This window comes from Micromonospora sp. NPDC048063, from assembly GCF_043202855.1.
Classification (GTDB): domain Bacteria; phylum Actinomycetota; class Actinomycetes; order Mycobacteriales; family Micromonosporaceae; genus Micromonospora.
Map to the genome: position 1 here is coordinate 132,355 of NZ_JBIDBG010000012.1, position 26,008 is coordinate 158,362.

Here is a 26,008-nt window from a genome sequence, read left to right on the forward strand (position 1 = left end):
GTCTGCCTCCTTCTTCTTCATCACGGCCGCTCTTTCCTGGACTCTCCAGGCGGAGGCGGGCTGTTGTCTTCTCGTCGGCCGCCGGCCGTCCCGGTTTCCAGGACCGTCGGGGCACGGCCGGAGCGCTCGTTGGCGATGAGCTCCTCCAGCCAGCGGACCTCGCGCTCACAGGCGTCCAAGCCATGGCGCTGCAGTTCCAGCGTGTACGCGTCGAGGCGCTCGGCCGCCCGGCCGAGCACGTCGCGAAGCCCCTCGCGACGCTCCTCGATCTTTCGCCGGCGACCCTCCAGGATGCGGAGTCGGGTCGCCTGGTCGGTCCGGGCGAAGAACGCGAAGTGCACGCCGAAGCCCGTGTCGTCGTACGTCTCGGGCCCGGCCTGTGCGATCAGTTGGGCGAAGCGTTCCTTGCCCTCCGCGGTGATTTTGTAGACCACCCGACCTCGTCGGCTGGTCAGCGCGGGAACCTCCTCGGCGGTGGCGGGTGTCTCGGCGGCCTCGGTGATCCACCCCGCCGCCTGCAACCGACGCAGGGTCGGGTAGAGCGAGCCGTAGCTGATCGCCGCCCGGATCGCTCCGAGCTTGGCGGTCAGCTCCTTGCGCAGCTCGTAGCCGTGCATCGGAGACTCCTGCAGGAGGCCGAGGATGGCGAGCTCGAGCACGGGCCATCCTCTCTGTACCCTCTACGCGGAGTGGTAACCGCCGCGATGTATCGGACCGATACATCGCACGCTAGCGGATCACCGTGATCAGGGCAAACCCCCGTTTCCGCGGTTCTCTGGTCACGCATCGTCACCGTGGTCGCCCCGTCCGGCGAGACCGCGTACCCTCTTCCGCATGCGTACGCAGCGCCAGGTGGTGGACTACTCGCTCCGGAAGCGAGCGGTGCTGCGTGAGCTCCTCGCCGGTCGGGTCGGCACGTACGACGTCTGCGACGCGTCGCCGTACCTGAAGAACGCTGCCCGCTACCACGGCGAGCCGACCGACGACCGGTGCCCGATCTGCCGGAGCGAGAACCTGACGCGCGTCCACTACATTTACGGCGACGAACTCAAGCAGTCCGCCGGCCAGGCCCGGACGCTGGCCGAGTTGCCCGTGCTGGCGATGACGCTGCGTGAGTTCCAGGTCTTCGTGGTGGAGGTGTGCCTCGGCTGTGACTGGAACCATCTCGTCGAGCAGTACCTGCTCGGCCGGGACGGGCTGGCCGGGGACCCGGAGGGCGGGCCGGAGCAGGACGCGGTGGGCGGCGCGGCCGCCTCGGGCACCGGTGCGGTCGGTCGACGGAGGCGAGAGGCGCAACGGTGATCCTGGCTCGATCGGCCGACCCCGGCCAGCATGCGCGCGCCCGGGGTGACCGACGACTCGTTGGTCTGATTGGCCCGATTGATTCACAACTGACACCGGTCGACTGCGGCGCACCTGTGCCGCGCCCGGCGGGTGTCCCATCTCACGGCAAACCGGTGGCGGCGCGATCGCGCCACACCGCGACGGCAGGGTGTGAGGAATGAACTCGTACGGCGATCCCAGTTCCCCGCGCGGGCGGGCCCAGATTCCGGGCCGGCACGGCGACTCCGGCGGTGACGCCCGCGGGGGCGGTTGGTCGGCTGCACAGGAGGGTACGGCACCCGGCCGTGCCTCGGTCACGCCCCGGGGTGCCGCCGGTGGGCGGGCCTCGGTCGGCGGCTCGGCGTCCGTGCCGCCGCGCGGCGGTCCGGCCGCCGGATCGGCTTCGGTGGGCTCCGCCTCCGCCGGCCGTGCCGGCGCCGGCCGGGCCTCCGTCCCGGTCTCCCCGGCACCGGGCGCGGGCCGGGCGGGCGCGGGCCGCGCATCGGTGCCGGTCTCCCCGGCGGCCGGCGGATCGGCCGGCCGCGCCACGGTGGGCGCCGCGGCCGTCGGTGCCGCCTCGGCCGGGCGGGCCAGCGTCGGGTCGGCGGCCGTCGGCGGCGTCGCGGGCCGGGCGTCGGCGCGGGCGAGCGTCTCGGGCGGCCCGGGTGGGCCCGGGGGGCCGACCGGCCCCGGCCGCGGCGGTCGTGGCGCGGGCGACCCGGCACGGGCGAAGAAGCGCAAGCGGGTGAACATGCTGATCGCCGCCTTCGCGGTCTTCATCATGCTCGCCGGCCTCGGCGTGGTCGGCTTCACCTACTACTCGACCAGCGTCGTGCTTCCCGAGGACACCACGCCGCCGCAGGCGACCACCCTTTACGCGTTCGACAACAAGACGCCCATCGCCAAGGTCGGCACACAGAACCGGACCCTGGTCACCATCGACCAGATCCCGAAGCACGTGCAGGACGCGGTCGCCGCGGCCGAGGACCGGAACTTCTACGAGCACTCCGGTGTGGACTACAAGGGCATCGCCCGCGCCGCGTGGAACAACCTCACCGGCGGCGACAAGCAGGGTGCCTCGACCATCACCCAGCAGTACGCCCGCAACGCCTACGACAACCTGAAGGACGACACCTACGCCCGGAAGGTGAAGGAGGCGATCCTCGCCTCGAAGCTGAACGACCAGAAGAGCAAGCCCGAGATCATGCAGCACTACCTGAACATCATCTACTTCGGGCGGGGCGCGCACGGCATCGAGGCGGCGGCGCAGACCTACTTCGGCAAGCCGGCGAAGAGCCTCAGCGTCGCCGAGGGCGCGGTCCTCGCCGCGCTGATCAAGCAGCCGGAGGCCGGCGCGGGCCACAAGGGCTACGACCCGGCGGTCAACCCCACCGAGGCCAAGTCCCGGTGGGACTACGTGATCAGCGGCATGGTCGAGAAGGGCTGGCTGAACGCCGCGGGCAAGCCGGCGGCGCCGACCGAGTACCCAACGAAGACCCTGAAGAAGCCGAACCAGGGCGGCGCCGGCCTCGACTACGGCGTCAACACCCCGTACGGCAACGTGATCAACTACGTCAAGCAGGAGATGCGGGACCAGGGCCTCTGCGTCGACGACGAATCCAAGGTCACCGAGCAGAAGAAGCTCTGCTCGCAGGCGCTGATGTCCGGCGGCTACCGGATCCGCACCACCATCGACACGAAGATCCAGAAGGCGGCGGTCGAGACGGCCCAGCGCAAGACCAAGGGCTCTGAGCTCGCCGGCCAGCCGAAGAACCTGATGGCGGCGGTGGTGGCCATCAACCCGGACAACGGCCGGGTGCTCGCCTACTACGGCGGCGACAACGGCACCGGCACCGACTACGCCGGCAAGAACACCGACGCCAATGGGAACGTCACCGGCGGCCACTCGCCGGGCTCCAGTTTCAAGATCTACACGCTGGCGGCGGCCCTGAGGGAGGGCAAGGCCCTGGAGTCGCGCTGGAAGGGCCGGGCGTTCACTCCGGAGGGCACCGAGTTCAAGGTCAGCAACGCGGGCAACGACAACCCGAGGTGCGGCGACTCCTGCACCCTGAAGGAATCCACGTTGCAGTCGCTGAACGTGCCCTTCTACCACGTGACCCAGGAGATCGGGCCGGACAAGGTCATCAAGATGGCCGCCGACGCCGGTGTCACCACCATGTGGCGGACGGATACCGACCCGGCGAAGGCGTACGACCTGACCAAGACCGATCCGAAGAAGATCGCGCCGAGCCCGTTCTTCCACGTGGTCGGCTACGGCCAGTACCCGGTCACCGTCCTCGACCACGCCAACGGCGTCGCCACCTTTGCCAACGAGGGGGTCTACAACAAGGCCCACTTCCTCTACTCGGTGGAGGAGCGGGACGAGATCACCGGCAAGTGGAAGAAGATCGGCGGGGAGAAGCTCACCCCGAAGCAGCGCATCGAGAAGGACGTCGTGGCCGACGTGACCTCGGTGCTGGAGCAGTACCCGGCGCAGGTCAACCACCGGCTGGAGGAGGGCCGTAAGGCGGCCTCCAAGACCGGCACCTGGGAGCAGAAGCCGGACAGCCCGGAGAACGGCGACGCCTGGATGATCGGTTACACGCCACAGATCGCCACCGCAGTCTGGGTCGGCAACCTGCAGAACCGACTGCCGCTCAAGCTGAAGGACGGCCGTCGGGTCAGTGGTTCGAACCTCCCGGGTGACATCTGGGAGCGGTTCATGGAAGAGGCGCACAAGACCTCAGACGACTATCGGGAGAAGAAGGACTTCCCGCCGGCGGCGAACATCGGCGACCCCAACTCCGGCAACGGCGAGACGCCCCCGCCGTCCCCGCCCCCGACCCCGCCGAACTGCCCGGACCCGTTGAACCCGTTCTGCCCGCCGACCGGCAACAACGGCGGTGGCAACAACGGCGGCGGCAACAACCCGGGCGGTCCCACCGGGCCCACCGACCCGACTGACCCGCGGCCGGGTGGCGGGGGTGGCGGTGACGGGCTACTCCCGAGCCTCACACCCCGACCCGACGACGATTGAGCCACGAACGCCGCCGGCGGCCGGAGCACCTTTCCGGCCGCCGGCGGCGTTTCCGCGTACCGACGTGTCGGGTGCTGCAGGGGACGCGGAGGCCGGTCGTACGGCAGGATGCACCCTCATGAGCACGCAGCCGACGCGAGGCATCGACGACGCCGGTGCCGCCGACCACCCGTCCCGGTCCGACGGCTTCGTCCGGGGCGTCTCCGGCGTCATCGGCGGCCCGTTGGGCGACCACGCCGTCGCGCTCGACCGACCCGCCGGGCGGGAGAGCCGGTTCTGGACGGCGGCGAGGATCGTCCTGGCCCTGGTCTGCCTGACCCTGGCGCTGCACTGGGTGCAGAAGTCGCCCTGCCAGGACGGTGCCTGGCAGAACAACGTGCAGTACACCCGGTTCTGCTACACCGACGTGCTGGCGCTCTACTACGCCGAGCGGCTCAACGAGGGCGCGGTCCCCTACCGGGACCACCCCGTCGAGTACCCGGTGCTCACCGGCTACTTCATGGGCGCGCTCGGCCTGCCCGTGCACGCCCTCGGCGAGAACGACCCGGGGATCAACCAGGGCCAGTGGTTCTACAACCTGAACGCGCTGGTGCTCGGCGCACTGGCGGTCGCCACGGTGGCGGTGATCCTCGCCCTGCGCCGCCGACGACCCTGGGACGCCGCGCTCTTCGCGCTCGCCCCCGCGCTGATGGTCACCGCCACGGTCAACTGGGACCTGCTCGCCATCGGGCTGGCCGCGTTCGGCCTGTTCGCCTGGGCCCGCAGTCGGCCCCTGCTCGCTGGCGTCCTGCTCGGCCTCGCCGGGGCGGCCAAGATGTGGCCGCTGTTCATCTTCTGGCCGATCCTGTTGCTGGCGCTGCGCGCCGGGCGGCTCCGCGCCGCCCTCACCGCCATCGGCGCGGCCCTGGTGTCCCTGGTCGCCGTGAACCTGCCGGTCGCCGTCCCGTACCGGGAGAACTGGGACCGGTTCTTCGAGCTGAACTCGACCCGGCCGATCGACTGGGGCACCCTCTGGTACATCGGGCGCTACCTGGACGGCAAGGTCGGCAGCGCCAACCCCGCCGATCTCGGGCCCTTCGAGTGGCTGAACGTCAACATTCCGGCGCTGAACACCCTGTCGTACGCCCTCTTCGGGATGGCCTGCCTCGGGGTGGCCGCGCTGGGGCTGCTGGCGCCGCGCCGCCCCCGGCTCGCGCAGCTCGCGTTCCTGGTGGTCGCCGCGTTCCTGATCTTCAGCAAGGTGTGGTCGCAGCAGTTCGTGCTCTGGCTGCTGCCGCTGGTGGTGCTGGCCCGCCCCAGGTGGGGCGCCTTCCTGGCCTGGCAGGTGGCCGAGGTCTGCTACTTCGCGGCCTTCTACGGGGAACTGCTCGGCGCGTCGACCAGTAAGCCGGTCTTCCCGGAGGGCGTCTTCGTGCTGGCGGCCACCCTGCGCCTGACCACCGTGGTGGTGCTCTGCGTGCTGGTCGTGCGGGAGATCCTGCGGCCGGAACACGACCCGGTACGGGCCACGTACGCCGACGACCCGGACGGCGGTCCCCTCGACGGCGCGCCGGACGCACCCTGGCTCGACCGCTGGCGACGCCGGCCCACCGCCCCCGCCGAGCCGGCACCCCTGCCGGCGTGACCCGTCTCGCCGGCCACCCGAGGTGAGACACACCCGGGTGGCCGGCGGCACGCGGGTCAGAGCCGGTAGACCACCACCTGGCCGATCTCCTCGCGGGTGATGCCCAGGCCGTCGACCGGCGCGTCGACCGTGACCTCCCACGGCGTGCCGGCGATCTGGTCGCGCATCAGCAGCACGTTGCGGACGCCGAGGATGCGCAGGTAGTCGACGCTGGTCTGATCCGGGAAGGAGAGCGTCACCCGGCGCACCTCGTCGAGCTGGTGCGGGGTGAAGCCGCTGCCTCCGTTGACCACGTCCTGGAACCTGGTCGTGGACCAGAGCATCACCGGCTGGTCGAGGTTCTGGCTGCTCGGCAGCACCAGCAGCGGGCCGGCCACGGTCCGCATCGCGGCGGGCTGCTGCGGCACGACCGGGTGCGGCGTGACGTTCAGGCCCTCGGTGATCACCAGCACCAGCGGCAGCAGGGTGGCCAGGCGCAGCCACGGGCCCGGCCAGGAGGGGATCCGCTCGGCGCAGATCTCCCGCACCCGCGTGGCGAACGCGCTGACCGCGCCCGCCGCGAGCAGCCCGAGCAGCAGCGTGGTCCAGAGCATCAGCCGGCCGGGGGTGCGCAGGCCGCTCCACCCGGGCAGGTGCTCGAAGAGCGGCACGTAGGTGTACGTGCCGTCGAACAACCGGGTGCCCATGGCGAGCACCATGGTCACCACCACGCCGGCGAGCAGCAGCAGTCGGTGGCGCAGCTTCCAGACGGAGAAGAAGAGCCCGCCGGCGGCGAGGGCGTAGAGCACGAACCCGGGCAGCAGGGTCATCTCCGGGTGCCAGGGCAGCGCCGCCCGCGCGCCCTCGTGCAACTCGCCCCAGATGCGCGACTCGGCGGGCGCGGTGAAGAAGCCGCTCGCCGGCGGGGAGAAGATGCCGATGTCGGCGACCGTCCGCTCCGCCTGCGGGTGCTGCTCCTTCACGGTGAAGTACGGAACCGCCAGCAGCGCGCCGACACCGGCGAAGAGCAGCCCGCCGACCAGGTCCGCGGCGAGCAGCCGGCGCCCGAACGGGCGCTTCACGGCCCAGAACCAGGTTCGCCGGACGTACCAGGTCACGGCGGCGACGACCACCGCGCCGCCGAGGAAGTACGCGAACGGCAGCCCGATGCCGAAGCCCAGGCTGAGCTGCCAGGCGGCCACCAGCCAGCCGGTGTAGACCCAGCCGTCGTGCCGGCGCTCCGGGCGGTAGCCGTGGCGGAGCGAGTAGCCGTGCCCCCGCGCCAGCATGGCCAGCGCCAGCGGGATGCCGCCGTTGGAGATCACGTGCAGGTGCCCGGCCTGCGCGAGCAGCCAGGGCGCGTAGGCGTAGCCGACCCCGGCCACCGCCCCGCCGATCCGGCCCGCGCCGAGCTGGCGGGCCAGCGCGTACGCCCCGAGCGTGGCGAGCGCGTGGGCCAGCACGAACATGATGTTGTAGCGCAGCACGGCGGCTTCGGGGCCGGTGCCGATCATGCCCGCCGGGGCGTAGCCGAGCAGCGTGTCGGAGAAGGCGAAGCTCCAGTCCTCCGGGAAGAAGGTGTTCGACTGCCAGAGCTGCGCCGGGTTGGTCAGCAGGATGTGCCCGGACCAGGCCATCTGCCACGCCTGCAGGCTCGGGTCCCAGTAGTCCTGCGGGAGGGTGTGCAACGGGTAGCGCATGGTCGGCCAGGTCATCAGGACGGCCAGCGCCAGCGAGCCGAGCGTCGCGAGCGTCCACTCGTGGATCAGCACGCGACCGACCGCCCGGGCGGCACGCCGTACCCAGCTCGGCCGGGGCTCCGGGGCGGACGCGAAGGCGGCCCACCGGTCCGGCTTCCCCGCCTCCTTGCCGCCCTCCTCGCTCTTGCCGCTCTCCTTGCCGTCGCCGTTCTTGTCCGTGTCGTCCTTGGCGGCACCCTCCTTGGCGGCACCGGCCTTGTCCGTGCCGGCCTTGGCCGCACCGGCCTCGGCGGCACCGTCCTCGCGGTCCTTGCCGTCGGCGTCCTTGGCCCTGCCGTCGCCGGTGGTGCCGGCGTCACCGGCGACGGCCTTGACGTCGCCGTCGGTGGTGACATCGTCGCTGGTTCCGGCGGCACCGGGCTTGGCTCCGGCATCGCCGAGCCTGGTCCTGGCGTCTCCGCTGTTCGTGGCGTCGCCGGCCTTGGCGTCGCCGGTGCCGCTGGCGGTGCCCGGCCGGTCGTTGTCTCGGCCGCTCGTGCCGCGGGCGTCGCTGGTGACCGGGTCCTTGTCGGTGGAGCGGGTCCCGGCGGGAGCACCGGCCGTCGGCGCGGTGCCGCCACCCGTGCCGCTGGCCGGGTCGGCCCCGTCGGGAACGCCCGCGCGCGCGGCTTCGGTGGAGGTGGTCGGGCCGGGGGGTGGGCCGGCCGGCGAGTCGTCGCCGGAAGCCGCCGACGGGCCGGCGGCGGGGCGGGGGCCACCGGTGGCGGACTGGTCGGTCGTCATGCGGCGGGGCTCTCCGCGCCGAGCCGGTCACGCAGGAAGGCGATGTCGGCACCCTGGCCCTCGACGCCGCCCGGGGTTTCGACGACCACCGGCGCGCCGGCCGCGCGGATCACCGCCACCAGCAGTTCGGGGTCGATCGTCCCGCCGTCGAGGTTGTCGTGCCGGTCCTGCCCGGAGTTGAACGCTCCCTTGGAGTTGTTGGCGTGCACCAGGTCGATCCGTCCGGTGATCGCCTTGACCCGGTCGACCAGGCCGAGCAGCTCCTCGCCGCCGGCGTGCGCGTGGCAGGTGTCCAGGCAGAAGCCCACCTCGTAGTCGCCCACGGCGTCCCAGAGCCGGGCCAGCGCGTCGAGCCGCCGGGCGCACGCGTTGTCGCCGCCGGCGGTGTTCTCGATCAGGACCGGCAGCTCGAAGCCGCCGGAGTCCGCCGCGTACGCGAAGGTCTTGCGCCAGTTGTCGAAACCGACGGTGAGGTCGTCCCCGGCGTTGACGTGCCCGCCGTGCACGATCAGCCCCTTCGCGCCGACGGCGGCGGCCGCCTGGGCGTGCCCGAGCAGCAGCTTCCGGCTGGGAATCCGGATCCGGTTGTTCAGGGTCGCGACGTTGATGACGTACGGCGCGTGGACGTAGAGGTCGACGTCCGCCGCCCGCAGCCGCTCCGCGTCCTCCCGGGGCTTCGGGGCTTTCCACCCCTGCGGGTCGGAGAGGAAGAACTGCACGGCCCCGGCCTCTCGGGCCGTCGCCTCCGCCAGCGGGTCGGTCGAATCGACGTGGGCTCCGATACGCATGCACGGGAGCCTACGTCGCCGCGCCGACAGCCGGGGCGACGGCGGTGGGGAGTGGGAGGTGTGCCGGCGTCACCTCCCGGCGTCGGCGGTCGTTGATGTGAGTGGGATCCACGGTTGGTGCTCCCGGGCGAGGCGGCCGCAGGTCGCCCGCCGGGTGGCCGAGCCGCCCGGGAAGCGGGGGCACCCCCGTCGCGCGGCCCGGCGCGACGGGGGCCGGCCCCGGAACCAGTACCCGGGTCGGCCAAAAAATTTCGGAGAAATCCGCCATTTACGCCGACAAGGGTCAAGAGCCGTTGTAACGTCGGGTAACAACACGATAAAGCTCCGCGGGGCGTCCCCGGTCCAACCTCATCGGTGTGGTCGTTCCTCCCCAGGTCCCACCCAAGGAATGCGGACGGGACGCCCCGCGGCCTCGTGCACGGGGGCTCGCATCGACAGCGACGTCGAGGCGGGCCCCCGTCGCCTCTGCCCGGGGCGGGTGGACCGACCACCCCGGGCATGATCGTCCGGACCGGGTATCCTGGTCCGGTTGTCCGCGTCCGGCCGGGTTCCCCCGGGACCGGCGTGGGCCACGACGCACGACCTCCTGCCACGGAAGGACCGTGGCCGCTTAGCCCACAGGAGGTGAGCACGTCTTGCGTCATTACGAGATCATGGTGATCCTCGACCCCAGCCTCGAGGAGCGCACCGTCGCCCCGTCGCTCGACACGTACCTGAACGTGATCCGGACCGCGGGTGGCTCGGTGGAGAAGACCGACGTGTGGGGCCGCCGGCGCCTCGCGTACGAGATCAACAAGAAGGCCGAGGGCATCTACGCCGTCATCGACCTGCAGGCGACGCCTGCGGCGGTGGCCGAGCTGGACCGTCAGCTGCGGCTCAACGAGTCCGTGCTGCGCACCAAGGTCATCCGGCCGGAGATGCGCTAAGCATTCAACCCCGGTTCACCCGGACCAGCCTCATCGGTGCTGTCGGAGGGCTCTGAGAGCCTGTACGGCAGAACAGATTGAGTGCGCGAGGAGATGGTCATGGCAGGAGACACCACCATCACGGTCATCGGCAACCTGACCGATGACCCCGAGTTGCGGTTCACCCCCTCCGGTGCGGCGGTCGCCAAGTTCCGGGTCGCCTCGACGCCCCGGTTCATGGACAAGGCCTCCGGCGAGTGGAAGGACGGCGAGCCGCTCTTCCTGGCGTGCACCGTGTGGCGGCAGGCGGCGGAGCACGTCGCCGAGTCGCTCCAGCGGGGCGCCCGCGTGATCGTCTCGGGCCGGCTGCGTCAGCGGTCGTACGAGACCCGCGAGGGCGAGAAGCGCACCGTCATCGAGCTCGAGGTCGACGAGATCGGCCCGTCGCTGCGCTACGCCACGGCGAAGGTGCAGAAGATGTCCCGCTCCGGCGGCGGTGGCGGCGGCTTCGGCGGCGGTGGTGGAGGTGGCCAGGGCGGCGGCGGAGGCAACTTCGACGACCCCTGGGCCTCGGCCGCTCCGGCACCCTCGCGCGGTGGTTCGGGTGGCGGAAACTTCGACGAGGAGCCCCCGTTCTAATGGCGCCGAGCGCCCGCGATCGCAAACCAGGAGCACGAGCAATGGCCAAGGCCGCTGCACTTCGCAAGCCGAAGAAGAAGGTGAACCCGCTCGACAAGGACGGGATCACCTACATCGATTACAAGGACACCGCGCTGCTGCGCAAGTTCATCTCCGACCGCGGCAAGATCCGCGCTCGGCGGGTGACCGGCGTGACCTCGCAGCAGCAGCGGCAGATCGCCCGTGCGGTCAAGAACGCCCGCGAGATGGCGCTCCTGCCGTACACCGCCACGGCCCGCTGAGAGGAGGCACCGATATGAAGATCATCCTGACTCAGGAGGTGTCCGGCCTCGGTGCCCCGGGCGACATCGTCGAGGTCAAGAACGGCTACGGCCGTAACTACCTGCTGCCGCAGGGCTTCGCGATCGCCTGGACCAAGGGTGCGGAGAAGCAGGTCACGGTCATCAAGCGGGCCCGCTCGGCCCGGGAGATCCGCGACCTCGGCCACGCCAACGAGGTCAAGGACCAGCTCGAGGGCCTCAAGGTCAGCCTGAAGGCCCGCGCCGGTGACGGTGGCCGGCTCTTCGGCTCGGTCACCCCGGCCGAGATCGTCGACGCCGTCAAGGCCGCCGGCGGCCCGGTCCTCGACCGTCGTCGGCTGGAGCTGCCCGGTCACATCAAGTCGACCGGCTCCTACCCGGTGCGGATCAAGCTGCACCCCGAGGTGACCGCCAAGTTCGACCTCAACGTCGTCCAGGGCTGACGCCTCACCACAGCACCACGACAGGGCCCGCACCGACCGGTGCGGGCCCTGTTCGCGTTCGACAACCGGCCCGGCCGGATGGGGCGCGTCAGCCGATCGGCTGCCCGGTGACCGCGCTGATCATGACCGTCGAGAGGCCACCGCCGACCACCGCCGCAGCCAGCGCCACCGTGGCCGAACGCCAAGTGGTGCCGACCCGGCGCAGCAGCAGCGCCACGACCAGGCTGCTGGCCAGCGCCAACCCGAATCGCGGCAGGCCTGACGCCAGGGAACCCAACGCCCGTGACCGCGGATCGTCGCCCGCCAGGCGGCTGCCCGACTAGGACCCCTCGTCCCGGTCGTCCTGCCCAGGCCAGGGCCACCCCTCCGCGGTGCCCCGCCGGAGCGCGCCGGCACCGTCCGGTCCCACCCACCGCCGCCGGAGTATCGCTCCCACCGCCCGGTGCTGTCCGGCTGGTGCCACTGGCCGGTGTCGTCGCTCTGATCCCAGCGAACGGCGGCGACGGAGTGCTCCCAGCGGTCCACCTTGCCGGCCGGGTGCCACGCGCGTACGCCCGACGCGTCCCACGGTCCAACGGCGGTGGGTAGGAGGGCGCCGCCGATCCGCATGCCTCCCGGTCCTCGGCCCGGCGGCGCCCCGAGTAGCCCCGCTCCTGCGGTCGGTCGAACGTCCACTCCCCGGTATGCTCCGACTCCGGCGTCGCGCCGCCCGCCGGGGCCTCCCGCCAGCTCGGCTCGCTGACCCGGTGCCAACTGCTCGTGGTCTCCGTGGTCCGCCAGCCGCCACCGGCCCGGCGGCGGTCGAGGTCGTCCTCGTCGTCCGGGGCGGCGTGCCGGCCGCCGCCGTCCGCGCGGCGGACGCCGGACTCGAGCGCCCATCGCGGCAGGTAGGGACCGACGGACTCCTGCTGGCCGGCTGTGATGCCGCGACGTCGCCTCCGGGCGCGGGGCCGGGCGGTGTCCCCGTCGTAGGGGTCGGCCGGCGACGGGTCTGGGGGACCTTCCCAGGCAACGGCCGGGGGGCGCTCGCGCGGGCCATCGTCTCGTCCCCAGTCCCGGTAACTCACGGCCGGAGCGTGACCCTCCCCAACCGATGGCGCGATCCGCTGCCAAGGTGTAGCCGTTCGCTGGAGACGGTACGGGACGTTCGACCGGGCAGTTCGACCGAAAACTTTCATCCACAGGGTGGGGACTGAGTTTTCCCAGCTCAGCGGCTTGCCTGGGGGAATTCCCCAACCGTTGTCCACAGCCTGTGCACACCCTGCGCACATGGTCGTCCACCGGAATCCACAGGTTGTCCCGAGGCTCGTCCACCGCCACGGTTGAGGGGCTGACCTCGGGTTCCGTAAGGTGGGCCCCCGACCGGCCGTGCGATGACCCCCGATCGACCGGCAGGTCGAGGTTGTCGTACCCCGGCGGTAGAGCTGGCCTTGGATCCGACGCAGTGGAGGGGGGACCCGTGTCGGTCACCGACGACATGCGGGCGGACCAGCGTACCGGCGGCGGCCAGGCGTCCCCGCCGCCCCAGCGCGACGGTCAGTTCGACAAGACCCCACCCCAGGACGTCGCCGCCGAGCAGTGCGTCCTCGGCGGCATGCTGCTCTCCAAGGACGCCATCGCCGACGTCGTCGAGATCCTCAAGACCAACGACTTCTACCGGCCGGTGCACGCCACCATCTTCGACACCATCCTGGAGATCTACGGTCGGGGCGAGCCGGCCGACTCGATCACCGTGGCGGCGGCGCTGGCCGACTCCGGCGACCTCGTCCGGATCGGTGGCGCCCCCTACCTGCACACGCTGATCGCCAGCGTGCCGACCGCCGCGAACGCCGCCTACTACGCGCGGATCGTCAGCGAGCGGGCGGTCCTGCGGCGGCTGGTGGAGGCCGGCACCAAGATCGTGCAGCTGGGCTACGGCACCGGTCAGGGCGGCAGCCGCGACGTCGACGACATCGTCGACCTCGCCCAGCAGGCGGTCTACGACGTCACCGAGCGCCGCGTCAGCGAGGACTTCGCGGTGCTCGCCGACATGCTTCAGCCGACGCTCGACGAGATCGAGGCGGTGGGTGCCCAAGGCGGCGTGATGACCGGCGTCCCCACCGGCTTCACCGACCTGGACCGGCTGCTCAACGGCCTGCACGCCGGGCAGCTCATCATCGTCGCCGGCCGGCCGGGTTTGGGTAAGGCGCTCGCCCTCGACACGCCGCTGCCAACCCCGGACGGATGGACCACGATGGGCGAGGTCGCCGTGGGCGACCGCCTGCTGGCCGCCGATGGCAGCCCGACCACCGTTACCGCCGCCTTCGAGGTGATGTACGACCGGCCGTGCTACGAGGTTGAATTTTCCGACGGCACGGTGATCGTCGCGGACGCGGAGCACCTATGGAAGACCACGACCCGGGCGAGCCGACGCCAGCCTGAGCAGCGAACGCGTCAGTACTGGCCGGAGTCGTCGTTGTCCAGGGTGCGGGCCGCCCAGGCGACGGTCGGTGCCGAATCCCGACGCCTCGTCACCGTGGCGCAGGCCCTGGAACAGGTCGGCCCTGAGTTCCGCAACGTCCTGCACACCGTCGCGCGGGAGGTCGGCGCCGAGGGGCGGGTGAGCCGGCTGGTGACGCGCGCGGGGAAGGCGCGGAACTGGAGCGCACCGGGGTACCCGGCAGGGCCACTGCTGACTGGGCTGCGCGAGCGGGCCGAGCGGCACGTCAATGCCGGTGCCCGGGTCCGGCACGGCGGTGTGGTGACCACTGCCCAGATCGCGGCGACGTTGCGTACCGACACGGCCGACCGGCGGTTGAACCACGCCGTCGAGAACTGCGGTCCCCTGCGACTGCCGGAGCGCGACCTGCTGATCCCGCCCTACACCCTGGGCGTGTGGCTCGGTGACGGGCACACCGGCGCCAGCCGGTTCACCACCGCTGACGACGAGATGGTGGACCTTGTCGAGCGGGACGGATTCGTGGTGCGGCCCAGCGGCCCGATGCTCTACAGCATCTCTCTGCCAGCGGCGACGCCATCGACCGAGCGGACGTGTGTCAACTGCGGCCGGTCCACCCGGGCACTTCGGGAGAACCCTGCCGTCAAGCGCTGCGCGGACTGCAGGGTCGTGCACGGTTCGTTTCTGGCGCTGCTCCGCCGGCTGGGGGTGGCGACGGACAAGCACATCCCGCAGGAGTACCTTCGGGCCTCCGAGCCCCAGCGCCGCGCGTTGCTGGCGGGCCTGATGGACACCGACGGCACGGTCGCTCCCGCCGGTAACCTCCAGTACACCTCCACCTCCAAGCGGCTCGCCGAGGACGTGTGGGAGCTCGTGGTGAGTCTGGGCTACCGCTGCACTGTCACGGAAAAGGCGGTGCCCGGGCGCAGCCCCGATTCGTCGACCGCGTACACGCTGAACTTCTCCACCCCGGATCCAATCTTCCGGTTGGAGCGGAAGCGCTCGGCTCACGCCGCGAGGCGTCGTACCAGTTCGGACGTGCGGACGAATTCCCGCTTCATCGTGGACGTCCGACCGGTGCCGAGCGTCCCGGTTCGGTGCGTGACGGTGGACAATCCCGAGCACCTCTACCTCGCGGGTCGGGCGATGGTGCCGACGCACAACAGCACCGCAAGCATGGACTTTGCTCGAAATGCTGCTATTCGCGCCAACCAGGCATCGGCGATCTTCTCACTGGAAATGAGCAAGGTCGAGATCGTCATGCGGCTGCTCTCGGCCGAGGCGCGGGTGCCGCTGCACGTCCTGCGCAGCGGTCAGCTCTCCGACGACGACTGGACCAAGCTCGCCCGGTGCATGGGCGAGATCAGCGAGGCGCCGCTCTTCGTCGACGACACGCCGAGCATGAACCTGATGGAGATCCGGGCCAAGGCGCGGCGGCTCAAGCAGCGGCACGACCTCAAGCTGATCGTCGTCGACTACCTCCAACTGATGACCTCGCCGAAGCGCACCGAGAGCCGACAGCAGGAGGTCGCGGACCTGTCCCGTGGCCTGAAGCTGCTCGCCAAGGAGGTCGAGTGCCCGGTGATCGCGGTGAGTCAGCTGAACCGTGGCCCGGAGCAGCGCACCGACAAGCGACCCCAATTGTCCGACTTGCGCGAAAGTGGCTCAATTGAGCAAGATGCCGATGTTGTCATCCTGCTGCACCGCGACGACTACTACGACAAGGAATCGCCGCGGGCCGGGGAGGCGGATTTCATAGTTGCCAAGCACAGGAATGGCCCAACCGACACGGTGACGGTTGCGGCGCAGCTCCATCTGTCGCGGTTTGTGGACATGGCCATCGTGTGATGCATTTAGGGGCACGAATGCCGGAGACCGCGCAGGACGCGGCCGTCACGCGTGCTCTGGCCGGCGAGAGTCTGACGAGCATCGCCTACCAAGCGGGAGTGACACTGGGGCAACTAGCCACGGCGTACGGCATCACAGAGCCCTCCGTACGCGGGCTTGTCCTCCGGCGCGGTGTTCCGCTTCGACGCGTTGTCCACACGCTGCGGCACGATGCCTTCGACGAGTTGACACCTGATGCCTGCTACTGGATCGGCTTCCTGTTCGCCGATGGTTCGATCAGCTACCGCCGGAACCACATCCCGCAGATCTCGGTCGGGCTCGCCGAACGGGATCGAGCGCACCTGCTCAAGCTCCGTACCTTCCTCGGTTCGACGAGCGTCATTTCGGCACCCAGCCCGACACATCACTCGTGCCAGTTCTCGGTTCGGTCCCAGCGGCTGGCTGACCGGCTTGTTGCGCTCGGCCGGTACCAGGGACCGATCAACGCTCGGTTGGTGGAGTCGCGTGACTTCTGGCGTGGTGTGGTCGACGGGGATGGATCAGTCGGCGTCTACCGCAGATCGCGATCGGCTCCGGCCACCATGCCTCAGTTCCGGACGCCACCACTGCTCTTTCGGGTAAGGCCGAGACCGCCCAACGGATAATGGCGGCTGCCATCTTCCGCGCGTCCGGCCCGACGGACCTGAGCTGACCGCCGCTCCGGCGATGCCGGAACTGGTCAGCCCAGGAGCGGGAACCAGCCGGCGACCTCACCGAGTTCGAGCTGGTCGCGGTCGGTGAGCGGCAGCCGGCCGGTCGCCTTGAGCAGGTATTCCGCGTCGCTCCACCCGGCCGGGCGGACGGCGTCGTCGCTGAGCAGGCCGTCCATCGTGGCCACGGCGACCCGCGTGGCGAGCACCCCGGGCAGGGGCGCGTCGGGCAGGTCGAGGACCAGGTCCAGGTGGTGCACGACGGCCTCGGTGGTCAGGGTGGCGAGCAAGTCCGGTACGCGCAGCACGTGCCCCTGCGTGGTGACGCGGCCGTCGGGGTCTGCCGCGCCAGCAGCGCGTACGGCGGCGGGGGCCGTGTCGGTCCAGAGCCGGACGATCCCGCTCGGACGGTCGAAGGCGGCGGCGGAGCGGCGCACCCACCAGGCATGTCGGGCGGCGGCTCCGTCCACGTCGGCCGGGAACGCGCGCCAGTAGCTCACGTCGTCCACGTCGGGCGGGCCCTCGGCGGGGCTGGCCAGCGCAACCAGCGCCCGCTGGGCGTCGCAGAGCACGTGGAACAGCAGGTCCGCGACGAGCCAACCCCGGCACCGGGTGGGCCGTTGCAGGTCGGCGTCGTCGAGGTCGGCCACGACCCGGATGATCCCGTCGTACGCCTGCGCCAGCGCGAAGTGCTGCCCCTGGTGCGTCATGGGATGCAGCGTCGCACGCCGGTCGCCGGCCGGCACGGCTAGCAGTGGCCCGGCGAGTGGCGGTGCGGGGCGCGGGCGTGGCCGCGGGTGACCGGGCCGGTCGAGGCACCGGCCCGGTCGACGGAGGGCTCAGCCGAACATCTCGTCCAGGAAGCTCTTGTGCTTCTTGCGCTTGTAGTGCCCGTGGTAGCCGTGGTGCTGGTGGCCGTGCCCGTACGCGGGGGCCGGCGGGTAGCCGTGGGCCGGCGGGGGCGGCGGGACAGCGCCGTAGCCCGGCTGGTGCGGGGCGGGGGCGGGCGGCGGGGGCGGCGGAGGCGCGTAGCCGCCCTGCTGGTGGCCGGGCTGGCCGGCGTAGCCGCCCTGCTGGTGGGCGGGCTGCGGCGGGGTCGGGGCGCCCTGCTGGCGGTTCCAGTTGGCCTCCGCCTCGAACAGCTTCTCCAGCTCGCCGCGGTCGAGGAAGATCCCCCGGCACTCGCCGCACTGGTCGATGACGACGCCGCTGCGCTCGTATTGGCGCATTTCTCCGTGGCACTTGGGACAGGTCAGGCTCATTCTCCGACCGTACCCGGTCCGGTCACGCGGTTGCTGTCAGCGCTTCCGTTACTTCGGAGTCGGGGACCTCGTGGAAGTCCTCGTAGTAGGCGCTCACCGCCATGAACTCCGGCGGGTGCTGCGCGCAGATGACCTGGTCGGCCTCGGCGGCCAGCATCTCGTACGCCTCCTGCGAGCCGACCGGGACGGCGACCACGACCCGGCGGGCGCCGAGGTGGCGGGCGACCTGGACGGCGGCGCGGGCGGTGGCCCCGGTGGCCAGGCCGTCGTCGACGATGACGGCGGTGCGCCCGGAGAGGTCGAGCGGCGGCCGGCCGGCGCGGTAGAGCTGCTCCCGCCGCTCCAGTTCGGCCTGCTCGCGTTGGCGCACCTCGGCGATGTCGTCGGCGCCGAGCCGGCTGGCCACGACGTCGTTGAGCACCTGCACGCCGCCGGGGCCGAGCGCGCCGAAGGCGACCTCGGGCGCCCACGGCATGCCGAGCTTCCGGACGACCAGCACGTCCAGCGGCGCGCCGAGGCGCTCGGCGACCACCCGGGCCACCGGCACGCCGCCGCGCACCAGCCCGAGCACGATGACGTCCGGTTCGCCGATCAGGGCGGTGAGCCGGTCGGCGAGCATCCGGCCCGCCTCTTCGCGGTCGCGATAGGTGGTGGTCATGCCTCAGGTCTACGCCGTGTCGCCGCCCTTCGCCCGCCAGTTCGGCGAACCGGGGTGCCGCAGCGCGGCGGCCCAGACCAGGAGGGCGAGCGGGTAGAGCAGGTAGCCGAAGCGGGTCGACGGCATCAGCAGGATCGCGGCCAGCAGCCCGTACCCGCAGGTCAGCGTCGCGGCGACGGCGGTGTGGGGCGGGCGGCGGGCGAGCCGGACGGCGATCGCCAGCCCGGCCGCGAGCAGCAGGGCGGCGGCGACCGCGCGGCCGGCGGGCAGCGCGGTGGCGATCAGGTGGCCGGGGAACGGCGACTGTGCCGGGCTGGTCACCAGGCCATGGCCGAGCGGGAAGCGGAGCACGTTCTCGACCAGCGCGTCGCGGTCGACGAGCAGGGCGGGGAGCAGCGCGGCGACGGGCAGGCCGAGCGCTCCCGCCGCGACCCGCAGGCCGGCCCGCCGGGTCATCCCCCAGATGATCAGCACGAGGGCGACCGGCCAGGCGAAGAGCTTCAGCGCCCCGGCCAGGCCGACGGCGATGCCGGCCCGGCCGGGTCGTCCGGCGGCGGCGAGGGCCAGCGCGAGCAGGCAGAGCGCGAGGACGGGCAGGTCGTCGCCGCCGGTGGCGAGGGTGAGCGCGCAGACCGGCAGCACGGTTGCGGCCTGTACGCCCCGGAGCACGGCGGCGCCGGCCGCGTGGTGGCCGGCGGGGCGGTCGACGCGCGCCAGGGCGCGGATCGCGAGGGCCAGCGCCAGCGCGGTGCCGACCGCGAACCAGACGCGCGCGTCGGTCCACCAGGCGTCGACGGCCGCCCTGGGCAGCCCGAACAGGGCCATTCCCGGCTGGTAGGGGGTGTAGCCGAGCAGCTGCTCGCCGGGCGGCAGGGCGGCGATCGCGTCGTGCCCGAGGTACGGCGTGCCGGTGTCGACCAGCCGCCTGCCGGACTCCTCGACGACCAGCACCTCCTCCTGCGCCCGGTCGCCGCGCCCGCCGGCCCGTTCGACGCTCTGCCAGGCCAGCGGCAGCAGGGCGGTGGTGAACCAGGCGAAACCGGTGACCGCCCAGCGGGCCGGCAGGCCGGCCAGCGGCGACCGCGGGTCGCGCCGGCGCAGCACGAGCTGGGCGGTCGCCGCGAGGGCGGCGAGGAGATACCCGGCGGCGGCGATGCCGCCCCAGGCCCGGTGCGGGACCAGTGTGGACGTGGCGGCGGTGGTCGCGGCGAACGCCGCCGACACGGCGTACAGGCCGAGGTCGAGGGCGAGGCCACCGGCGGCGGAGTCGAGGGCCCGCCAGCCGCGGCGGGTGGTCGGGGCGGCGGTCACGCGCGCCAGTCTGGCAGACCGGGCCCACGCCACCGCCACGCGTCGATGCTGGGCTGGCGGCCGTTCCCGGTCAGGCCGGCAGGTGGCGGTCGGCGCGGCCGCGCCCGCCCTGTCGGCGGCCGGGGGCGAGACGGATGACCGCGCCGGCGTCGTGCAGCGGCGGCGCGAGAGCGCCCGGACTGCCCCCGGAGCCTCGCCGGAACGCGGCGAGAAGCGTGTTGGCGGGCATCGGCCGGGCGAAGAGGTGGCCCTGCCCGGCGGTGCAGCCCAGCTCCCAGAGCGCCCGGCGTTGCGGCTCGCTCTCCACCCCCTCTGCCACCACGTCGAGGCCGAGGCTGCGGCCCAGGTCGAGGGTGGAGCGGATGACGGCGGCGGCCTCGGCGGAGCCCTCCATGGCGGTCACGAAGCTGCGGTCGATCTTCAGCTCGTGCACCGGGATCCGGGAGAGCAGGGAGAGGGAGGAGTAACCGGTGCCGAAGTCGTCCAGCGCCAGCCGCACCCCCTCGTCCCGCAGCCGGCTGAGCACCCGGTCCACCACGTCGAGCTGGCTGAGCGTGAGCGTCTCGGTCAACTCCAGCACCAGCCGGTCGGGGGGCAGGTCGTGGGCCCGCAGCCGGGCCAGCACCGAGCCGGGGAAGCGGGCGTCGAGCAGGCTGCGCGGCGACACGTTGACCGCGACCGGCACGTCGAAGCCGGCCTCCCGCCAGGCGCTCGCCGCGAGCAGCGCCTCGTCGAGGATCGCCTCGGCGAAGGCCGGCAGCAGCCCGGACCGTTCCACCGCCTCCAGGAAGCGCAGCGGGTCGATCACCCCGTGGACGGGGTGGCGCCAGCGGGCCAGCGCCTCCGCGCCGGTGACCTGGCCGGAGCCCAGGTCGACGATGGGCTGGAAGTTGACGGTGAACTCGTGGTCGGCGACGGCGCGGGGCAGCTCCCCGCCGAGGGTCAGCCGGCCGAGGTCGGCGGTGTCCCGGGTCGGGGCGTACGTCGAGGTGCGCTGCCCGGCCCGCTTCGCCTGGTACATCGCCACGTCCGCGCGGCGCAGCAGCTCCGGCATGCCGCCGGTGGCGGGCGCGGCGGCGATTCCGCCGCTCGCTTCGACGCTGATCCGCATGCCGTCCAGGTCGAACGGCTCGTGCAGCGTGGCGAGCAGGGTCTCCGCGCGGTGCGCGGCCACCGCCGGGGCCGGCAGACCCCGCAGGAGTACGGCGAACTCGTCGCCGCCCAGCCGGGCCACCAGGTCGCCCTCCTGGGCGGCGGTGCGCAGCCGCTCGGCGACCTGCACGAGGACCTGGTCCCCGGCGGCGTGCCCGAGGGTGTCGTTGACTTCCTTGAAGTGGTTGAGGTCGATCAGCACCAGCGCGGTCACCCCGTCGGCGTGCCGGGTGTTGAGGTGCTCGGTGCCCTGGTCGAGCAGGTGGCGGCGGTTGGCCAGCCCGGTCAGCGCGTCGTGCGTGGCGGCGTACGCGTGCTCGTCGGCGACCCGGGCCAGCTCGGCGTACGCCTGGGCGTTGCGGACCGCGGTGCAGAGCGCCGAGGCGAAGGTGCGCAGCGTGTACTGCTCCCGCTCGGAGAGCTGCACGGGGCCGCGGAAACGCAGTCGCAGCACGCCCACGTCGGCCGTCCGGTCGTGCCCCTCCAGCGCGGCCGGGACCACGGTGCCGTCGGTGGCGGTCGGCTCGCCGGCCGGCCCGTCGTACGTGATGGAGCCCGCTCCGCCGCGCACGGTGCGGCCGCCGTCGCGCAGCTCGACCTCCACCTCGTCGGCGGAGAACAGCTCGGCGGCCTGGGTGACCGCCGTGGTGAGGACCTTGTCCAGGTCGACCACGTTGAGCGCGTCGGTGGTGCGGGCGAGCCGCTGCCACGCCTGCTGCTCCGTGCGGGCCTTGACCCGGTTGGAGTAGAGCAGGTGGAGGCTGAGCACCAGGGGCGGCACGGCAAGCAGGAGGCGGGGGTCGGCGCGCAGGATGAGCAGCGTGGTGACGATGAGGACGAAGCGTGCCGCCGCGCTCGTCAGGCGCATCCCGAGGTCCTCCCGGAAGAGGTGCCCGAGCCTGGTGCCGGTGGCGAGCGCGATGACCGGGAGGGTCAGTAGCTCGTCGAGGACCACGGCGACTGCGTAGGCGAGCCCGATCAGCCCGACCACATGTGGGAACTCGGTGGGCGATGGCGGCCATCCGAGCGCGTGGAGTGTCGCCCCCGCGCCCGCCGCCAGCAACATGCTCTTGGCTACTCCGAAGGCGGCCTTCAGCGGCGGGAGCTTGATGAGCAGCAGGGCGATCGCCACCCCGAGCCCGGTGGTCAGGACGACCAGCGACGTCGGTGCGACCGCCAGACTCAGGATGATCGCCGTCTCGCTCCAGGAGATCGCGTGAACCGTCGCGCGGATCCGGATGCGCCACTTGATCGTCACGCCGAGTGCGGCCATGAAGATCAAGCTGAGGCTGAGCGCCAGATCCTCGCCCGACAGGTCGAGTTCCGTCAGCGCGTGCAGGGAAACGACCACCGCGACCGTGGCCACAACGCAGACGAGGCCGACGTGCAGCGTCAGCCGCCGCTCGGCCTCTGTCTTGCCCGTGTTCGGTCGTGTCACCGCATCCCCGACTTGCCACCCGCCCCCGATGAGCAGATGTCGAGGCTACCTACGGTCACTCGCCGAACACAATCCTTCTTACTGCCACTCGTGTGCCGACATGGCTTTGTCCCTCCTGCTTAACTGCCCGACCTCATCTGCGGCTGTTGTCTGCGACGGGAACAGCCTAAGGGTGGTTAAGGCAATTTTGGAGGGATATATGTAACTATGGGCAATGGATGAGAATCGCGCTACTTTTCGTGACTTTCCGTTCCCGCGTCGGAACGGAGTGCTGTACTTCTATCCGCTTGTGGTTAACGCAAGATAATGGCCCAGTGTCCGCCTCTGCGCATCGGACGTGAAGGCGCCCTTGAACGCCGATCATGATTGTGGCGCGACGGGCGCGGTGCGCCCCGTGGCGGCGCGATTGTCCATGCGCCGGCCCGGAAGCAGCCCGTTCGGGCCGTATCCGGTTGCGGACCGTCGTGGCGCCACTGCCGGCTGTCGACCAGAGCCGCTGCACCGACCTGTCGGAACCACCGAACCCGCACCCGGCAGGGTGGGCACCGCACCATTCATCTGAGGGCTGATCAGGCGTGACCCTCAGCAACCGCGAGCCTTTCGTTCATATGTTCGTGAAACCCTGCCCGTCCATTCGGGACGTCCGACCCGGCGCTCCGTACAACGAACCGAAGGTCGAGGTTCCGATCGGCCATGAAGTGATCGCCTTACAGTGAGAGTCGCCTCACCGATTCGTTATTGCCGAGGCTGGTCGTCGGCCCGAAGGCGGATGAGTTCCTGCTCGGGCCGGAAGCCGGTCGGCCAGGGACGGCAGGTCCCCACGCAGCGGTGCGGGATCGGGGCGGGACACCGACGCCAGGGCCGTGGCCGACGATCGCGCCGTACGACGGATAGGCTCGCGGCCGTGACCGATCCCGCGCAGCTCACCCACGTCGATCCGGCGGGCGCGGCCCGCATGGTCGACGTCTCCGCCAAGACCGTCACCGGCCGCCTGGCCGTCGCCGCCGGCCGGCTCCGCACCACTGCGGAGGTGGTCGAGTTGCTGCGCCGCGACGGGCTGCCCAAGGGCGACGCGTTGGCGGTCGGCCGGCTCGCCGGCATCATGGGCGCGAAGCGGACCCCGGACCTGATCCCGCTCTGCCACCCCATCGCCCTGCACGGCGTCACGGTCGACCTGACGCTGACCCGCGACACCGTCGAGATCACCGCCACGGCCCGGACGGCGGACCGCACCGGGGTGGAGATGGAGGCCCTGACCGCGGTGGCCGTCGCCGGGCTGGCGCTGGTCGACATGGTCAAGGCGGTCGACCCGGCGGCCAGCGTCGACGCGGTCCGGGTGCTGCGCAAGGAGGGCGGCAAGACCGGCCTGTGGGTCCGCCCGGAGGACCGGCCGTGATCCGGGCACGGGTGGTCGTGGCGTCCAACCGGGCCGCCGCGGGGGTGTACGCCGACACCAGCGGGCCGCTGCTCGTGGCCGGGCTGCGCGAGCTGGGTTGCGAGGTGGACGACCCGGTGGTGGTGCCCGACGGCGAGCCGGTGGGCGAGGCGCTGCGCGCCGCCCTGGCCGACGGGGTCGACGTCGTGCTGACCAGTGGCGGCACCGGGATCAACCCGACCGACCGCACCCCCGACGTGACCCGGGCGCTGCTCGACTACGAGGTCCCCGGCATCGCCGAGGCGATCCGGGCGCACAGCCGCGACAAGGTGCCCGCCGCCGCGCTCTCCCGCGGGCTCGCCGGCGTGGCCGGCCGGATGCTGGTGGTCAACCTGCCCGGCTCCACCGGCGGGGCCCGGGACGGTCTGGCCGTGCTCGGGCCGATCCTCGCCCACGCCGTCGACCAGCTCCGCGGCGGCGACCACTGACACCCCGCCACGTCGACCCCGGCCGCCCGCTCGACGGGGCACCGGGAGTGGTGCAGGTGACGGGGCGACCGACACTCCGCACCGGCTAGGCTCGGCCGGTGAGCACGGAAACCGCACCGGCCGCCGATCCAGTCGCCGCGCCCCCGCCGGCCGACTGGGAGGAGGCCCGATCCCGGGTGTACGCGGTCGGCCTGGCCGCCGCGCTCGCCACCGTGAGCCGGCCGCTCGCCGAGATCGACGGGCACACCCTCGCCGAGCCGTTGACCACGCGTACGGACCTGCCCGCCTTTCCGACCTCCAGCGTCGACGGCTGGGCGGTGCGCGGGGCGGGCCCGTGGCGCCCGGTCGGGCGGGCGCTGGCCGGCAGCACCCCGGCGCCGCTGACCGACGACGGGACGACCGTCGAGATCGCCACCGGCGCGATGGTGCCCGCGGGCGCCACCGCCGTGCTGCGGGTCGAGGAGTCCCGCCGTACGCCGGAGGGCCTGGTCGACGGCACGCCGCGGCCCGCGCCGGAGTGGCGCGAGCCCGGCGAGGAGGCGTACGCCGGGGAGGAACTGGTCCCCGCCGGCACGCCGGTGGACCCGGCGCTGGTCGGCCTGGCCGCCTCCTGCGGGCACGACAGCCTGCTGGTGCGGCGGCAGCCGCGCGCCGCGCTGCTGGTCTTCGGCGACGAGTTGCTGACCGCCGGTCCGCCCGCCGCCGGCCGGGTCCGGGACGCGCTCGGGCCGGCGGTGCCGGCGTGGCTGCGCCGGTACGGCTGCGTGGTGCGTCCGTCGGACGTGGTGGGACCGGTGGCGGACACCCTGTCCGCGCACGTGGCGGCCCTGCGCGCCGCGCTGGCCACCGCCGACCTGGTCTGCACCACCGGTGGCACGATGCACGGCCCGGTCGACCACCTGCACCCCGCGCTGGAGGCGCTCGGCGCCGACTACGTGGTCAACACGGTCGCGGTGCGGCCCGGCTTCCCGATGCTGCTGGCCCGGCTGACCGACGCCGACGGGCGGGTCCGGTTCGTCGCCGGGCTGCCCGGCAACCCGCAGTCCGCCATCATCGCCCTGGTCTCGCTGGTCGCCCCGCTCCTGGCCGGCCTGTCGGGCCGCCCGATGCCGGTGCTGCCGCACGCCGCGCTCGCCGAGCCGGTGCCCGGCCGGGGGCGGTACACCCACCTGGCACTGGTCCGGCTGGACCGGGCCGCCGGCACCGCCCACCCGGTCCGGCACGTCGGCTCGGCGATGCTGCGCGGGCTGGCCGGCGCGGACGGCTTCGCCGTCATCCGCCCCGGCACCTCGGGCGAGCCCGGTGACCGGGTGCCGGTCGTGCCACTGCCGCTGCTGCCCGGGGAGCGTGCGTGGTGACCGCGCCGACCACCGACGCGTCAGGCCGGCTCGCGGACCACCGGCCCACGACGTTCGGCGAGGTCACCGACCGGCCGCTCGACCTGGCCGCGCACGAGGCGGCGGTCGCGGACCGCCGGGCCGGCGCGGTGGTGTCGTTCCAGGGCGTGGTCCGCGACCACGACCACGGCCGCGCGGTGACCAGCCTGGAGTACGAGGGCCACCCGAGCGCCGAGCGGGTGCTGCGCGAGGTGGCGGCCGAGATCGCCAGCGAACCGGACGTGTACGCCGTCGCGGTGTCGCACCGGATCGGCCCGCTCGCCATCGGCGACGTGGCCCTGGTCGCGGCGGTCAGCACCGCCCACCGGGCCGCCGCGTTCGCGGCCTGTGCCCGGCTGGTCGACGAGGTCAAGGCGCGGCTGCCGATCTGGAAGCGGCAGGTGTTCGCCGACGGCACCGAGGAGTGGGTGAACTGCCCCTGACGGGCGGCCCA

The 26,008-nt window shown here is 72.4% G+C and carries 22 protein-coding genes; 13 read left to right on the forward strand and 9 right to left on the reverse strand.

Annotated elements, in window-relative coordinates; translation table 11 throughout:
- Positions 1 to 20 precede the first annotated feature (20 nt).
- Positions 21 to 659: a PadR family transcriptional regulator gene (locus tag ACGFZ2_RS25755; RefSeq protein ID WP_393457673.1), complete on the reverse strand. Its 639-nt coding sequence runs from the start codon at positions 657 to 659 to the stop codon at positions 21 to 23.
- 175 nt (positions 660 to 834) lie between these two features.
- Here ACGFZ2_RS25755 and ACGFZ2_RS25760 point away from each other — a divergent pair, with 175 nt between their 5' ends.
- The 3 genes from ACGFZ2_RS25760 to ACGFZ2_RS25770 all read left to right on the forward strand — a co-directional run bounded on the left by ACGFZ2_RS25760 (position 835) and on the right by ACGFZ2_RS25770 (position 5,984).
- On the forward strand, positions 835 to 1,302 hold the full coding sequence (locus ACGFZ2_RS25760; RefSeq protein ID WP_393259507.1) for a DUF5318 domain-containing protein: 468 nt from the start codon (positions 835 to 837) through the stop codon (positions 1,300 to 1,302).
- Between the two features lie 199 nt (positions 1,303 to 1,501).
- Positions 1,502 to 4,360 carry a transglycosylase domain-containing protein gene (locus tag ACGFZ2_RS25765; RefSeq protein ID WP_393457676.1) on the forward strand — a complete coding sequence of 953 codons (2,859 nt, stop codon included), beginning with the start codon at positions 1,502 to 1,504 and terminating at the stop codon, positions 4,358 to 4,360.
- Positions 4,361 to 4,478: 118 nt separating this feature from the next.
- Complete coding sequence (locus ACGFZ2_RS25770; protein ID WP_393457679.1) at positions 4,479 to 5,984, forward strand: glycosyltransferase family 87 protein; 1,506 nt, start codon at positions 4,479 to 4,481, stop codon at positions 5,982 to 5,984.
- Between the two features lie 56 nt (positions 5,985 to 6,040).
- On the opposite strand, the gene ACGFZ2_RS25775 is transcribed toward ACGFZ2_RS25770, so the two are convergent.
- Together ACGFZ2_RS25775 and ACGFZ2_RS25780 are read right to left on the reverse strand one after the other, a co-directional pair.
- On the reverse strand, positions 6,041 to 8,446 hold the full coding sequence (locus ACGFZ2_RS25775) for a hypothetical protein (protein WP_393457681.1): 2,406 nt from the start codon (positions 8,444 to 8,446) through the stop codon (positions 6,041 to 6,043).
- Positions 8,443 to 9,234: a deoxyribonuclease IV gene (locus ACGFZ2_RS25780; protein ID WP_393457684.1), complete on the reverse strand. Its 792-nt coding sequence runs from the start codon at positions 9,232 to 9,234 to the stop codon at positions 8,443 to 8,445. Before ACGFZ2_RS25780 ends, ACGFZ2_RS25775 begins: the two co-directional genes overlap by 4 nt.
- Before the next feature lie 635 nt (positions 9,235 to 9,869).
- Here ACGFZ2_RS25780 and rpsF point away from each other — a divergent pair.
- The 4 genes from rpsF to rplI all read left to right on the forward strand — a co-directional run bounded on the left by rpsF (position 9,870) and on the right by rplI (position 11,520).
- Positions 9,870 to 10,160 carry a 30S ribosomal protein S6 gene (gene rpsF, locus ACGFZ2_RS25785; protein WP_076468436.1) on the forward strand — a complete coding sequence of 97 codons (291 nt, stop codon included), beginning with the start codon at positions 9,870 to 9,872 and terminating at the stop codon, positions 10,158 to 10,160.
- Between the two features lie 81 nt (positions 10,161 to 10,241).
- Complete coding sequence (locus ACGFZ2_RS25790; RefSeq protein WP_172896610.1) at positions 10,242 to 10,778, forward strand: single-stranded DNA-binding protein; 537 nt, start codon at positions 10,242 to 10,244, stop codon at positions 10,776 to 10,778.
- A gap of 41 nt (positions 10,779 to 10,819) precedes the next feature.
- On the forward strand, positions 10,820 to 11,059 hold the full coding sequence (rpsR, locus tag ACGFZ2_RS25795) for a 30S ribosomal protein S18 (RefSeq protein ID WP_007073789.1): 240 nt from the start codon (positions 10,820 to 10,822) through the stop codon (positions 11,057 to 11,059).
- Between the two features lie 14 nt (positions 11,060 to 11,073).
- Positions 11,074 to 11,520: a 50S ribosomal protein L9 gene (gene rplI, locus ACGFZ2_RS25800; RefSeq protein WP_091100601.1), complete on the forward strand. Its 447-nt coding sequence runs from the start codon at positions 11,074 to 11,076 to the stop codon at positions 11,518 to 11,520.
- Positions 11,521 to 11,608: 88 nt separating this feature from the next.
- Here rplI and ACGFZ2_RS25805 read toward each other — a convergent pair whose 3' ends face one another.
- Positions 11,609 to 11,797 (reverse strand): hypothetical protein, encoded by a 189-nt coding sequence (locus ACGFZ2_RS25805; RefSeq protein WP_393457687.1) that lies wholly within the window; start codon positions 11,795 to 11,797, stop codon positions 11,609 to 11,611.
- A 1,167-nt stretch (positions 11,798 to 12,964) separates the two neighbouring features.
- Here ACGFZ2_RS25805 and dnaB point away from each other — a divergent pair.
- Together dnaB and ACGFZ2_RS25815 are read left to right on the forward strand one after the other, a co-directional pair.
- Positions 12,965 to 15,805, forward strand: a complete 2,841-nt coding sequence (gene dnaB / locus ACGFZ2_RS25810) for a replicative DNA helicase (protein WP_393457690.1) — start codon at positions 12,965 to 12,967, stop codon at positions 15,803 to 15,805.
- A gap of 17 nt (positions 15,806 to 15,822) precedes the next feature.
- Entirely contained in the window at positions 15,823 to 16,449 is a 627-nt protein-coding gene (locus ACGFZ2_RS25815) for a hypothetical protein (RefSeq protein WP_393457693.1), read from the forward strand.
- A 74-nt stretch (positions 16,450 to 16,523) separates the two neighbouring features.
- On the opposite strand, the gene ACGFZ2_RS25820 is transcribed toward ACGFZ2_RS25815, so the two are convergent.
- The 5 genes from ACGFZ2_RS25820 to ACGFZ2_RS25840 form a co-directional block, all read right to left on the reverse strand.
- Positions 16,524 to 17,204 (reverse strand): maleylpyruvate isomerase N-terminal domain-containing protein, encoded by a 681-nt coding sequence (locus ACGFZ2_RS25820; protein ID WP_393259493.1) that lies wholly within the window; start codon positions 17,202 to 17,204, stop codon positions 16,524 to 16,526.
- 129 nt (positions 17,205 to 17,333) lie between these two features.
- Positions 17,334 to 17,756 carry a zf-TFIIB domain-containing protein gene (locus ACGFZ2_RS25825; RefSeq protein WP_393457696.1) on the reverse strand — a complete coding sequence of 141 codons (423 nt, stop codon included), beginning with the start codon at positions 17,754 to 17,756 and terminating at the stop codon, positions 17,334 to 17,336.
- 22 nt (positions 17,757 to 17,778) lie between these two features.
- Positions 17,779 to 18,414: a phosphoribosyltransferase gene (locus ACGFZ2_RS25830; RefSeq protein WP_393259490.1), complete on the reverse strand. Its 636-nt coding sequence runs from the start codon at positions 18,412 to 18,414 to the stop codon at positions 17,779 to 17,781.
- A gap of 9 nt (positions 18,415 to 18,423) precedes the next feature.
- Positions 18,424 to 19,725 (reverse strand): glycosyltransferase family 87 protein, encoded by a 1,302-nt coding sequence (locus tag ACGFZ2_RS25835; protein WP_393457699.1) that lies wholly within the window; start codon positions 19,723 to 19,725, stop codon positions 18,424 to 18,426.
- A gap of 70 nt (positions 19,726 to 19,795) precedes the next feature.
- Positions 19,796 to 22,315: a putative bifunctional diguanylate cyclase/phosphodiesterase gene (locus ACGFZ2_RS25840; RefSeq protein ID WP_393457702.1), complete on the reverse strand. Its 2,520-nt coding sequence runs from the start codon at positions 22,313 to 22,315 to the stop codon at positions 19,796 to 19,798.
- A 904-nt stretch (positions 22,316 to 23,219) separates the two neighbouring features.
- Between ACGFZ2_RS25840 and moaC the strand changes: the two genes are divergently transcribed.
- The 4 genes from moaC to ACGFZ2_RS25860 all read left to right on the forward strand — a co-directional run bounded on the left by moaC (position 23,220) and on the right by ACGFZ2_RS25860 (position 25,997).
- Entirely contained in the window at positions 23,220 to 23,711 is a 492-nt protein-coding gene (moaC, locus tag ACGFZ2_RS25845) for a cyclic pyranopterin monophosphate synthase MoaC (protein ID WP_393259486.1), read from the forward strand.
- Positions 23,708 to 24,178 carry a molybdenum cofactor biosynthesis protein B gene (locus tag ACGFZ2_RS25850; protein WP_393259485.1) on the forward strand — a complete coding sequence of 157 codons (471 nt, stop codon included), beginning with the start codon at positions 23,708 to 23,710 and terminating at the stop codon, positions 24,176 to 24,178. Before moaC ends, ACGFZ2_RS25850 begins: the two co-directional genes overlap by 4 nt.
- A gap of 98 nt (positions 24,179 to 24,276) precedes the next feature.
- Positions 24,277 to 25,536, forward strand: a complete 1,260-nt coding sequence (locus ACGFZ2_RS25855; RefSeq protein WP_393457705.1) for a molybdopterin molybdotransferase MoeA — start codon at positions 24,277 to 24,279, stop codon at positions 25,534 to 25,536.
- Positions 25,533 to 25,997 carry a molybdenum cofactor biosynthesis protein MoaE gene (locus ACGFZ2_RS25860; protein ID WP_393259482.1) on the forward strand — a complete coding sequence of 155 codons (465 nt, stop codon included), beginning with the start codon at positions 25,533 to 25,535 and terminating at the stop codon, positions 25,995 to 25,997. The genes ACGFZ2_RS25855 and ACGFZ2_RS25860 overlap by 4 nt, the downstream gene beginning before the upstream one ends.
- The last annotated feature ends 11 nt before the right edge of the window (positions 25,998 to 26,008 follow it).

Coding starts and splice junctions, on each gene's coding strand:
- ACGFZ2_RS25780 (WP_393457684.1), bottom strand. CDS start 9,234: ATGCGTATCGGAGCCCACGTCGATTCGACCGACCCGCTGGCGGAGGCG.
- ACGFZ2_RS25770 (WP_393457679.1), top strand. CDS start 4,479: ATGAGCACGCAGCCGACGCGAGGCATCGACGACGCCGGTGCCGCCGAC.
- rpsR (WP_007073789.1), top strand. CDS start 10,820: ATGGCCAAGGCCGCTGCACTTCGCAAGCCGAAGAAGAAGGTGAACCCG.
- ACGFZ2_RS25775 (WP_393457681.1), bottom strand. CDS start 8,446: ATGACGACCGACCAGTCCGCCACCGGTGGCCCCCGCCCCGCCGCCGGC.
- ACGFZ2_RS25765 (WP_393457676.1), top strand. CDS start 1,502: ATGAACTCGTACGGCGATCCCAGTTCCCCGCGCGGGCGGGCCCAGATT.
- ACGFZ2_RS25820 (WP_393259493.1), bottom strand. CDS start 17,204: ATGACGCACCAGGGGCAGCACTTCGCGCTGGCGCAGGCGTACGACGGG.
- ACGFZ2_RS25815 (WP_393457693.1), top strand. CDS start 15,823: ATGCCGGAGACCGCGCAGGACGCGGCCGTCACGCGTGCTCTGGCCGGC.
- ACGFZ2_RS25830 (WP_393259490.1), bottom strand. CDS start 18,414: ATGACCACCACCTATCGCGACCGCGAAGAGGCGGGCCGGATGCTCGCC.
- rplI (WP_091100601.1), top strand. CDS start 11,074: ATGAAGATCATCCTGACTCAGGAGGTGTCCGGCCTCGGTGCCCCGGGC.
- ACGFZ2_RS25825 (WP_393457696.1), bottom strand. CDS start 17,756: ATGAGCCTGACCTGTCCCAAGTGCCACGGAGAAATGCGCCAATACGAG.
- ACGFZ2_RS25760 (WP_393259507.1), top strand. CDS start 835: ATGCGTACGCAGCGCCAGGTGGTGGACTACTCGCTCCGGAAGCGAGCG.